Raw genomic sequence first — 10,986 nt, forward strand, 5'->3', positions numbered from 1 at the left:
TAATGGGATATGTTCTTGGCTGAACGGTTCCCAGTATAACAAGAGGCGCTTTTTGTTTTCAAAGGGCAAATTACTTCATTACAGGAATGGCTCCTTTTTTCATACTGTATCATCTGTCGGAGAACGTTAATAACGTGTTCAATGAATTCAGGAGACATCGTTTCAACTTCTCTGAAAACTTCGCTTAAATTTGTTCTCTCTGATATCAATCCATTTATGTATGTAACCATATCCAATAACAAAGAATCCTTCTCCGTTTTAGAAAAGCCTTCCGATAGTCGTCGCAGATATTTTGTCGGCACTGCTTTAAAAAGTGAGGTTAGCTCTATCCCTGATTGCACATCCATCTCGATAGGCTCAAGTAACTCGACCCCATACAAATGAGTCCACTTTCCCTGCATAAAATCGTCTCCAAATTATTTAATCCCCGAACGAATTGCCGCAGAAATATGCGATTAAAAACAAAAAATAAGCCGTCATCTCCAACTTTGAACGGAGAATAGTGCTTATTTTTCTATTTAATACTTATGCAAAGCTGAAGTCGGTCAGATTCTCTTTAATCTCATCAAGTGACATCGAGGAGATTGACGAATGCCTCAGCTTATACTCTTCCCACTGCTCGTTTAACTCCTTGTTTTCGTTCACACAGCTATCAACAATCATCAAAAAGATCCCGCTTGTAAGAAAGCTTAAAAACATTTTTTTCAACAACCAGGCAAATACATCAGACTGGGTACGAGAAACAGCGTACATCATAGCGAACATCGGTACGACAAAAATGCTTACAAGAATTTGTTCACATAACCACATTAATGAGTTAAACAGGAATTTTCCGACAACTTTCATAGAACCCCTCCTCATTTCCCTTTCTTCGGCAATAAATGGAAGAAATGAATCCCCTCTACAATTGAAAATAAATCATTGTAGAAATAGTTAGGATATCTCTTGGCGTTATTAAGTTTGGCATGTTCAGGCGGATGAGTGTGATAAGGCTCAGTATCCGTTTGGTAATCCTTATCAGTATGAGGCTCTGAATGGAACTTGGCGAGCACCGTTGTTTTATCTGGTGATATCCAATCATAATTGAATCGTTCAATTAACTGTTGTTTCGACAAATATTCTGTTATGTACAACAGGGAACCGTCTAAAAACACGATGGTCGCTCGTTGGACGAGAAATGAGCTGGTTAGACCCGTGCTGTCGGTTTCCCTAATGGTTTGTATGGCTTCCCCAAATATCCTTTGAAGCTCAATGAGGTTTGTTTTTGGATTGCCAATCATAAATCTCCGATTTCTTTCAGGAGATAATGCCACTCTTTACCTTCTCGTCCCCACTGCCAATCATCCGTCAAATAAGGATCGCCTTTTTGCTCCACAACCTTTTGATACGTACCGCCATAACGTTCTTCAAAGAAGTTAATTATCTTGACGATTTCTTTGACTCGTTCAATCTTATATTCCTGTTCGTCCATTTGAGATGTCTTCACATCTTGAATTTGAATATATCGCTCGACAACTTCTCGGACGGGAATTTGCTCTCCAGTTGGAGATATCCATATTGTATTCTCCGATATACGTGCTTGCTTGTTACGAGCGGAACGTTCAATCCCAACTAATCTTCCCGTTGCAATCCATTTATTAACCGTTGTAATACTTACCCCAAAGAATCGTGCTAATTGACCTGTAGAATAGGATCTACCTACTTCTTCTTCTTGAGCAACAGAAGCAACAATGCTCCAACATTTTTTCAGTTCCTTGAAAACATCAGTATGATTCTGGTTGTATACGTGTTGTTCAAGAATGTTCCGAACATCACTTTGAAGCTCAACCTTAAAGGGCGTTGTTTTTTGCAAGAAAGTAAACAACACCTTCAAAACGACACCAGTTTCTTCAGGCTTTCCTTTCAAAGTCTCCAGCACTTGTTCAAATGATTTTCGATCTTCTTGGGAAATTGCCATATATTTCACCCTCTCTTCACCCCCATTATATCAGACATGACATGAAACTGCAACTAAACTGAAACCCCATTAAAAGTTTAGTCAGATTTCCTTGAAAGTATGCTTAGTGTTTGACATTGAATTTTATTTAGTCTGCATACCAAAGATGCAGGGGGCGATTACACTACCTCGCTCCAACAAAAAAAGAACTGGTTTTTCGCCAGTTCCTTTGTCGGTTTTACACTTGCTCCTTACTTGTGCTTCATCTCATCAACACAATCAATCAATGCCAAATCTTTTTCATAGACCCTGAATACGCCTGGACTATTTGGAATAGTTATGAGTTTACCAGTATATTGTTGCCTAATCGTTAACATCTCAATCTTCGCGTTTGCATTAATCATTACTATCTCTTCATTCACCACATCATAATGTCCCTTTTCGATGACTCCCAATATCTCTCCTTTGAATGCAACCCTATCTTCGAAGATTTCAACACGTTTCACTCGAACCGTTTTCTGTACATCAAATTCGCCACAATAATCATATTCGTGTTTCCAGATATCCCATCCGAACGCTCCTTCTTTGCAGATAAGCAAATCATGATTACTTTTCCCAATCGAGTCCTTTAGTCTTGGTCCTTCCAAGAACTCATCATGTTCGTCCTCTTCAAATATTACGAACCCATATTGTTCATTCAACTCTTTTTTAAGTGTTTCAATACTTGCAAATTCAAGACCTGGAATAATTGTAGTTGATTCAAATAACCCCGTTTCAGGAGTATCATACATGTACAGTACGTGCTCGTAGCCACTGTAATCAATTATTTCTTGTGACCCGTGGTTACTCGTGTTCTCCGCCTCAATGTTACTCTTTATGTTGTCCATTTTTCTTCGACCTCCAGAAGTCTTTGCAATTATTTTGTCGGCGTTTTCAAACATCAACTTAATATTAAGGTATCCCCAACCTCTCTACAACCAGCCATGACATTGAACAAACCTGCCGCTCAATTATCCTTGGCGTTCGCCTCATCCTGCTCTACATAGCATAGAAGCCTGCCTCCTGTTTTCTAAAGAATTTTTATGTTATATGCGTCAGTACAGGGGAAAATAAAAGATATGGGAAGGGCATAAGAACCTTCACCCTCCCCCCGTTCTTCACATTCTGATAATTATAAAACCGTCAAGTAAGTGGCGGCTCATTACCCCGCCTGCCCCATTTCAATCCTTACAAACTGATTCAAGTCTGGTACAAAGAAATATCCGTCTTTCCTCAGCTCTTCTTTCAGATCTTCAATATCAATAAAAATATCCGCCGCTAACTCCTCCAGTGAATTATGTTGACCTTTCCGTAATTCTGAGTTCAAAAACTCAACTCGTTTTTTGATCGGATACTGATATATCTGATGTCCATACATTTGAATTTATCCCTCCCTGCGTTCATTTTGTTGTTGCTATCATTTTATAGAGAGGGCGATTGAGAGGCTACCTTTTTGAAGTCGGAGGTAGGCTGAGCTTTAGCACGATAAAGTGATTGAGTTAAAGTCTTGTATCCTTATCAACTCTTCGATGTCAGGCGGGCAATGCTCGGTTCGAATAGATGCTTTCCGCAGTACCCTCCAAACCGAAAGTTCTACACCATCTCTTCCCAGTTCCTTTATTGCCCAATTTATTTTTCGAATACGAAACTGCTCTTCCGTTTCTGTCACAAGGTTAAGATACGCCTTGGTTTCGGGTAATCGATCCAAATGTTTCTCCAGTAGAGCCTTTGCTCCGCTTAAAGCTCCAATTTTGCTCATAGTCAATCGTCGCGGCTTCCCTGCGGCATTCATGATTTTATCAACAGCAGTTTGAACCCTCTGCAAAATGTCCTTGTCTCTTTGGCTCCAATCCACTCGTTGATTTAGGGTCACTATCTTTGAAGCAGGAGAATTTTGCTCTAACCAGCTTCGGTCATTTCTATACAGTCGTGCATATAAGCCAGGATTCAACTTCCGCAATTCCGTTTTGGACAACTCTGGATGCTCTTCTTGAAGCTGAAGCCAGTTCATGCAGTCAGTCGCTCTTTGCTCACTCTGTTTGTTTTCCCGTCCCTTTCCACTCCCCTCCATCCCATTCTCCAGGCATTTCTTCACCGTCATCGGGTCAGCCTGTAGCCTTCTGCCGATTTCCCGCAAACCAAAGCCTTCGGCGGCTAATCGTTTGCACTCACTCTCCCACAGCTTTCCAAATTCCTTGACTCTGGATTTATTAAGTGGGTCGTCGCCAAGCTTTCGCGTATAAATGAAACCGCAAGAACAAGCAAATGTACCGATTATCTTTTTGGTTTTTTCACAGGTCGTCAAGGTTATGTCAGTGATCGCCTTCTGTAGATAATGCTCCGCCGCTGGGTTGAGACATAACCAAGGGGGATCACCAAATGGTTTGAATGATTCTCTCCGATAGAAGATCTCCTCCAATGTGACATCAAGGAAATTCATTAACAACAGATGCCGCAAAAAGGAAAAACTTTTCCTATGAAATCTGGTTATATCCGATAACCAATGATGATTACCCGCCAAGTCTGACTGTAAAAGACTAAGAAATTCATTGCCGTAAAACAATACAAAATCCTGCTCAAGCCTTAGCTGATCCACCCTGCCTTTTTGACTGGCATAGCCCCGGTTTTGAAGCCTACTCACATAAAACTTCCCAAACCATTCAAACGGTCGGTTGGGAAATGTATAGTTAAGTAGGCTTTCAATGTTCTTGCTAAGAAAACGATATTTCTCCAACAGTGCCAATGGTGTTTTGGTTATAACGCTATCGACTTTGCAATTTTCTTCATTGGGCGGGATATAGACATGCTTGTTCAATTGATTGGTTGGTACTTTGCTGTCCTGGAGCCATTCTTCATGCCTCATGCAGATATCCAGCCCAGGAATCTGATGCATACGATGCCAGTAATACTCCCCGTACACCGACTTGTCGATAAGATTGCATTGGCGACAAAACCTTAAACGACTGTTTATCTTAATGGAGCTTGCCATAATTCCAGCAGTCGTATGAATCCCCTTTCCATCCAAACCCTTCATTCCTTCATAAACCTTTTCCCTTTGTTTGGGTGACAAGAAGGCTGTTAGGAGGGGAAACATGGTGTGTTGAAAAATCAGTTGATCGGATGTGATCGTTGAGCTTGGCGGCAAATTAGACACCAGATTATCGATGCCTGATGGCAGGAACACACTTGCGGAAATCCCGCTATGACCAAATGCATCCTGAAGGAATGCTTTATGGCTTAACGTGCCGTTTCGAATACGGCAACGTGCCAAAATGGAATAGAGTAATTCATCTTCATAGGGCGTGGGGAGATTAGGAATCATCCTGCCACGCTTCTTTCTGTACCATAATCTGCTTTGATGTATCCCGCTTGTCTTAATGCGTCATACGCACTCATCCCCTCTTCTTTCCCTGCTTTTACAATTCCCCTCAAATCATTCCCTCTGTTAACCAGTTGCATTTTTTCGCATTTTGGTTTTTCGGAAATATGTAATTTGTATGCTTCTTGCACAATATAACTTACATCGGTTTGTTCAGGATTTTCCAACAAGACCTGTTCAACCAGATTTTCCGCATCCTTTTCAGGAACCCCTAAAAACTTTAACCGAAGAACCGTATCCTCTTTCAACTTCGATAATTGCTGAATACGGGAGGTAGTTTCTTTTCTCATGAGCATGCCAATGTCCACCTTGATTTGTTCCTTGGCAACAAAGTCGGAAATGTCGGGGATCACAATATCTTCATATGCCGCTAATTTCGAGAGTTTTCCCGATTTCAATGCCTCCATCATCGGCTTGAGTAATTTGAACTGTTCGTCGGCTACTTTACGAATCAGTGACGGTGTTAATTTTTCTTTGCCTGTCGAAATGCTTCTCATCTGGCTTGCCGCGAAAATTTTGCAAGCGAGATCAACAATCCCCATTGAAGTCTCATATAGAGCGGCACTAAGTTCTTCATCAATTTCGACCACATGTTTTGTCCATTGATATCTCCCCAATCCGTGCACAAACAAAGACCATGCATCGTCTTTTGGCAAGCGATCCATCATTACATCACCTTGCCCCGAAGATCTTCGAGCTTGCCGAAATTCCGATTGGAGAATTCCCATCCCTTTCGGTGTTGATATTAGGATAATTGGGATACCGACCTCATTTACGAGCGTCACAAAGTAATTGAGCACTTTTTCTGCACCACTGCTTGATGTCGTAAGATGTTGGATCTCATCTATGATAAGAACGCCCAAATTGATTGAACGTGCAATTTGTCCCATGAGTGGCAATAATACATTTGTGCTAAGTCGGGATTTTTTCCCGTACTTCCCGAAGTAATTGGAGCCTATAAGCTGATCTACTTTTGCCATAAAATCGAGGGACAGCGATTTCAATGACCCGTCAAATGGCGTTTCCAGTTTGATCCACGGAATTTGTATCATGCTCAGTTCTTTTCCTTGATAGCTGGAGTGGACAATCACTTGTGGAATTAATCGTATGATCCGATTGACAGAGGTCGTCTTTCCCATGCCTGAAATTCCTACGATTGACATGGCAAATGCCGTTGCGTTTCGTACATAGTTTTGGAACACCCCTCGCTCAATATCTCTCCAACCTTGTTGAAAGGATTGAGCATACTCTGGAGAGAATGGATTCCGCCCCACATAAGACTGCCGTAAGATTCGTGATATCCGTTGCTCCAGCTCCAAATGTATAGGAAGAGGTTGAAAGTATTGAAAGATACGCTGAACCAGATGCATCCGATACAAAGCATCAAGATTTCGCTCTTCTTCACCAATATAGGGATAATTACCGATCTTCTCGGCAACTTCAACTTTGTTGTAAATAAGCGGGAGTGCCTCAATGAGCGGATTATTTTGATACTCCAAAATTGGCTGTTCTTTGTACTGAGCGGCAACCGCCAATGTTCCGTTTGAAAGCTTAATCATGGTTTCCATGCAAGCCCTCCTTTTGCTTCTTCCTCAACAACTGAATTTCATCAAGCATGAAATCGTCCTCTTCGGAATCATTTGGCTTCCTTGAATTCTGAGGCTCTTCACGCCCCAATACGAACATTTCTGATTCTCTGTTCCTCTGCTTTTCAGCATCCCGATTCGTTCGAATTCCTTTTAATCTGGCAGTCTTGGATTGAGTAGTCTGTTCACCACGTGTTTTTCTTGTGGCGTCCTGAACAATGGATTCAATCTCGGCGGCAAGCGAGATCCGATCCCCTAATTCTTTTTCTTCATATGCCGCGTGTTCTTTCTGTTCCCATTCCAATAAGTAACTCACATCATCCAAGGTCTGATCTTTATAACGAGATTGTGATTCCAACAAGTAGCAAACTTCGAATTCCGTTCGGCTCAGACGCAAATATATATTCGAAACGTTCCGAGGATCGTAATTAACAGGAACTTCCCATAGCCCACTTGACCGAGCCTTTGTAAACCACCTCTGCTTGAGGGCGTTTTCCGATCCATAATACATACCGTTGAAGCGGATTCCCCTTTGAGTCACTACTGCAAGACCTTGGGGCATTAAGTTGAAACGAAGCACATCTTGCGGTACATGACGAAGTTTTCCAGAATGATTTTTCATGCCGAATTCCCAAAGTCGAATGGGGATGGGCGGAACATTTTGTGCAATTTGCATGGCATCTCGTTCATAACCAGCCATATGATGTTGCGTGTTAAAATACAGAACCGTCTTAATGACGATTCGAGAATACTCAAATAATGTCAATGTACTGTGCAGTCTGTAATCGGTTGCCCCGCGTTCTCGGAAGTCGCTCTGAATGCCGCCCTTTAAGAAAGGGGCGATGTGCGATTGGATCAGGTCGAATTGCTTCTCGACGACGGATTTAAGCTCAGGACGGTAACTGGGGGTATTTTTCACAGCAATATTGAGATTTTCGATGACCGATAATGCTTTATTATTAGAGAGTAATTCAGCTCTGTCGGCAAGAATGGCGGTCGGGATTCCACCAGGCCAGTCTTCTTCCTGAATATCAATTCCATAATTGCGACAAAAGTCAACTTTCGATTTGGAAAAAGCATTTTCCATTGCCATCATCGCCCCACTCCACGAGGCATTTTCCAGCCCGATATACACACCGACCACAAGCCTGGAGTACGCATCGCATATGAAGTAGATCGTCGGACGACCGATTATTTTTGTGCGGTCGTAGGAACTCACCAGATAGATGTCGCCTACCGTGCTGTCTATTTGGTACAGCGAGCCAGGTCCCATAACGTCTTGCTTTGTCGAACCCAAGACGGGACGATATTGTTGTTCATATTTTTTCTTTCCGTCTCGCAGAATGACTTCTTTCTTTGCATCCCGCCAGCTCTCGAACCAATAGCGAAACTGCCCAAAACTCGGAATTTCAGTACCGTTTTCAATAACAGGAATCTTTACACCGTCTTCCATTCGACATGCAGTAGCAAAATTCTCCCGTATCATCTGTTCGTAAGTATAGCGAAGAGAAGGACGATTCTTTTGATAATAATGCTTGTCCAATGACCGCCTAAAAATATGTTTGACCTCTTCATTGATATTCATTTCGCAGTAAATGGAGGGGGTTTTCCGTTTACGCCCCCTCTTGCTCCCCTGTCCATCCCCGCGTCGTTTCCCTCTGCCTCCACAGTTTGACAGATCGGGGAGCAAAGCATATCTCGATAAACCCCTGGCATAGTATCTCTTTACGTATTTACTGATCACTATCTCCGATAAACCAAAAACCTGCGATGCCTGCTTAATTATTTGTGACCGCTGTTCTGGAATAAAGATGCTCGGTTCGAACCGATTCTGAATCATCCATTGCATCACTTTCCAAGCCCGATCCCAGGCATCTTTTTCCGATCTTGATATTGATTCTTCATCAATAATCCGCACCCACGGATCAGTTTCTTCTATTATATATGTGCCACAATTCAGACCTTCGAATATCTCCAGGAGTGACATATAGGTTGGATAGTAGTTTCGATTTATATCGGCAATAAAGCTTGCTTGATTGCTTTCATCAAGCCAAACAATTCGTTCAATTTTTGTTGGATCTTCTCGATGTCGAAACAAGGTGTTAACCGCTACGTACATCTCGACCAACTCCCGTGCTTTTCCTGACAACGACTTCCATTTGCTCAGGTGTATGGATTATATTGATTTCTTGATCCAAATTGATTTCGATTTGCTTACTCGCAATGAGATAGCGAAACAAGAATAACCCCAAACCCTTTTCCCGTTTCGTTTCGCGTTCAAATGCATCCAATATTCCCCTTACAGGCTCCCTTTTTGAACGTAAAGCTTCCATTATATATGTGCTGTAATACTTAACTTCTTGTTCTGTCAAACCAGCATCTTCGATATATAAGGCAGGAAGAACCCACTCAATATTTCGTGATCGCTGATACGGAATCTCTTCGGAAGTCACGATTGCATATTCCATTTTCAGGCTTTCGTAGTACCGCCGCTGTATCTCCAGGCGTTCCAACGTATCTTTTTTCTCCAACTCAGTCCGATCTTTTATAGACCGTGCATATGTGCGAAGTTGCCCTTTTTCGTCCTTGGCAGTTATCAGAAATGTCGTAACAAGAACATGCGGGGTGCCATCCCGATTTTTCAATCTTTTCACCAATGATTCGTCAAGTTGATCCATGATATCTGCAATATTTAACAGCGGATATTGCTCCTTAACGGAAACCACACGATCATCAAATTCCAGAAGGTAAAAGTACCTTGTTTGCGAGTCAGTGAGCAGGTGAATGGTTCGATTAAGCTTCCTGGAATAAAGCCGCGTCACCCTTCCTTTTGAGGGAATGTCCGAGACTTTGAGCCAAGGCTTATAATCTTCTTCACCCTGTCCTCTTCCTTCATCCAAAAATCTCTTTAATGTGGAGTCCTTCCACTGCTGGCTTCTCCCTGCCAAAATCATCGCCCCCCATTAACCCAGCCATATCATCTGATCAAATTTGCAATCGATTAATACTGGTCGGTTTAAGTTTCTTTTGCAAATTCAAATATTGTCGAAATTCCCGTACATCGGTTTCGGTAATCGAGTCAGATTCAAAACCCAGGGAATCCTTTAACCAATTAAAGAATTGCCGAATATCGTTGATATACGCCTGAATCGTCAGCACGCTTTTTCCTTCTGCTAACAGGGCTTTCTCAAATTTGTCGATCATTCCATTCCCTCGCTTTCCAAAAGTTTTTCTTCCTAACACCAATCATTACTCATTGCCTTTCAGTCAATAAAAAAAGTGCCTTTTGCCAATAGTGAACGTGATTGCTTTTTTTTGAAAGCAAAAACGTTTCTACGAGCAAAAAGCACTTTATGTTCATGTAGACTTGGTTCAATAATCTATTATAGTGATTAGCCCACCGCATGACAAGGCATTTTTTTTGCTCGGTATATAACCTGTATTCAAAACTGTTAGTTATGCTATCAGTTTCCTTCATTTCGACTCCTAAAACCCATCTTTTCGTCGATTTAGTTTTGAAAAAACTGGTGACATAACTTTATAAGCCGATTTTCATGAGGCTTCCCTAACCTGCCCTCTTGTTTTCACCTATTTCCAATTTGATTTTTCGTATCATGGCAACAAGCATTTTCCTGATTTCAACCGCTTCGTTATCCAATCGCTCGAACATTTGCTGGTCAATCAGTTTTGCGTTATGGGCTTCCTCTAACCACATCTGGCTCTCTCCAGCCGATCCAAGTGCATTGTTGATGAAGTTGATCTCCTTCTGCAAATATAATTGCGAGTTCGATTCTGAAATATTGGCGGCCACAGATGTCGAAGCCCTCAAAATCTGATTGCCGACTATCTGCCTATCCTCCCACTTCCACGCCTTAACGATCTCCCTGATTTGCCCGATCCATTCCATAGCTTTTTGATATACCATTAGCCTTCGAAAATCCCGAACCTGCTGTTCGCCGCTTCATTATATGGCGGGAAATAGCCATGGATTCGCCATTCGGTTTGGCGGAGCCAAACCGAAAATGTACCCGACAATAGCCTAATCC

General features: G+C 42.0%; 12 protein-coding genes. All 12 read right to left on the minus strand.

The features are described from left to right. On the minus strand, window positions 1-401 hold a 401-nt coding region (locus tag VF724_RS20530; RefSeq protein ID WP_371756095.1), incomplete at its 3' end, for a basic helix-loop-helix domain-containing protein. A gap of 124 nt (window positions 402-525) precedes the next feature. Beyond that, window positions 526-846: a hypothetical protein gene (locus VF724_RS20535; protein WP_371756096.1), complete on the minus strand. Its 321-nt coding sequence runs from the start codon at window positions 844-846 to the stop codon at window positions 526-528. Window positions 847-857: 11 nt separating this feature from the next. Further along, complete coding sequence (locus tag VF724_RS20540) at window positions 858-1,313, minus strand: toxin-antitoxin system TumE family protein (RefSeq protein ID WP_371756097.1); 456 nt, start codon at window positions 1,311-1,313, stop codon at window positions 858-860. Further along, complete coding sequence (locus VF724_RS20545; protein WP_371756098.1) at window positions 1,277-1,966, minus strand: hypothetical protein; 690 nt, start codon at window positions 1,964-1,966, stop codon at window positions 1,277-1,279. Before VF724_RS20545 ends, VF724_RS20540 begins: the two co-directional genes overlap by 37 nt. Before the next feature lie 221 nt (window positions 1,967-2,187). Continuing rightward, window positions 2,188-2,823, minus strand: a complete 636-nt coding sequence (locus tag VF724_RS20550) for a hypothetical protein (RefSeq protein WP_371756099.1) — start codon at window positions 2,821-2,823, stop codon at window positions 2,188-2,190. A 314-nt stretch (window positions 2,824-3,137) separates the two neighbouring features. Further along, window positions 3,138-3,353: a DUF4250 family protein gene (locus VF724_RS20555; RefSeq protein ID WP_371756100.1), complete on the minus strand. Its 216-nt coding sequence runs from the start codon at window positions 3,351-3,353 to the stop codon at window positions 3,138-3,140. Between the two features lie 99 nt (window positions 3,354-3,452). Then, window positions 3,453-5,297: a TnsD family Tn7-like transposition protein gene (locus VF724_RS20560; protein WP_371756101.1), complete on the minus strand. Its 1,845-nt coding sequence runs from the start codon at window positions 5,295-5,297 to the stop codon at window positions 3,453-3,455. Next, window positions 5,294-6,922 (minus strand): ATP-binding protein, encoded by a 1,629-nt coding sequence (locus tag VF724_RS20565; protein WP_371756102.1) that lies wholly within the window; start codon window positions 6,920-6,922, stop codon window positions 5,294-5,296. The genes VF724_RS20560 and VF724_RS20565 overlap by 4 nt, the downstream gene beginning before the upstream one ends. Then, window positions 6,906-9,059 carry a TnsB C-terminal domain-containing protein gene (locus tag VF724_RS20570; RefSeq protein ID WP_371756103.1) on the minus strand — a complete coding sequence of 718 codons (2,154 nt, stop codon included), beginning with the start codon at window positions 9,057-9,059 and terminating at the stop codon, window positions 6,906-6,908. The genes VF724_RS20565 and VF724_RS20570 overlap by 17 nt, the downstream gene beginning before the upstream one ends. Beyond that, complete coding sequence (locus tag VF724_RS20575) at window positions 9,043-9,888, minus strand: TnsA endonuclease C-terminal domain-containing protein (protein WP_371756104.1); 846 nt, start codon at window positions 9,886-9,888, stop codon at window positions 9,043-9,045. Before VF724_RS20575 ends, VF724_RS20570 begins: the two co-directional genes overlap by 17 nt. 37 nt (window positions 9,889-9,925) lie before the next feature. Continuing rightward, window positions 9,926-10,144, minus strand: a complete 219-nt coding sequence (locus VF724_RS20580) for a phage integrase N-terminal SAM-like domain-containing protein (RefSeq protein WP_371756105.1) — start codon at window positions 10,142-10,144, stop codon at window positions 9,926-9,928. Window positions 10,145-10,505: 361 nt separating this feature from the next. Next, a complete protein-coding gene (locus VF724_RS20585; RefSeq protein WP_371756106.1) occupies window positions 10,506-10,865 on the minus strand; it encodes a four helix bundle protein in 360 nt (119 codons plus the stop codon). Between the last annotated feature and the right edge of the window lie 121 nt (window positions 10,866-10,986).

It is taken from the genome of Ferviditalea candida (assembly GCF_035282765.1).
In the GTDB taxonomy this organism is placed as follows: domain Bacteria; phylum Bacillota; class Bacilli; order Paenibacillales; family KCTC-25726; genus Ferviditalea; species Ferviditalea candida.

What these genes read in the sequence shown, in the direction of transcription:
- VF724_RS20565 (WP_371756102.1), bottom strand. Translation starts at nt 6,922, where the DNA reads ATGGAAACCATGATTAAGCTTTCAAACGGAACATTGGCGGTTGCCGCT.
- VF724_RS20550 (WP_371756099.1), bottom strand. Translation starts at nt 2,823, where the DNA reads ATGGACAACATAAAGAGTAACATTGAGGCGGAGAACACGAGTAACCAC.
- VF724_RS20560 (WP_371756101.1), bottom strand. Translation starts at nt 5,297, where the DNA reads ATGATTCCTAATCTCCCCACGCCCTATGAAGATGAATTACTCTATTCC.
- VF724_RS20535 (WP_371756096.1), bottom strand. Translation starts at nt 846, where the DNA reads ATGAAAGTTGTCGGAAAATTCCTGTTTAACTCATTAATGTGGTTATGT.
- VF724_RS20580 (WP_371756105.1), bottom strand. Translation starts at nt 10,144, where the DNA reads ATGATCGACAAATTTGAGAAAGCCCTGTTAGCAGAAGGAAAAAGCGTG.
- VF724_RS20570 (WP_371756103.1), bottom strand. Translation starts at nt 9,059, where the DNA reads ATGTACGTAGCGGTTAACACCTTGTTTCGACATCGAGAAGATCCAACA.
- VF724_RS20555 (WP_371756100.1), bottom strand. Translation starts at nt 3,353, where the DNA reads ATGTATGGACATCAGATATATCAGTATCCGATCAAAAAACGAGTTGAG.
- VF724_RS20585 (WP_371756106.1), bottom strand. Translation starts at nt 10,865, where the DNA reads ATGGTATATCAAAAAGCTATGGAATGGATCGGGCAAATCAGGGAGATC.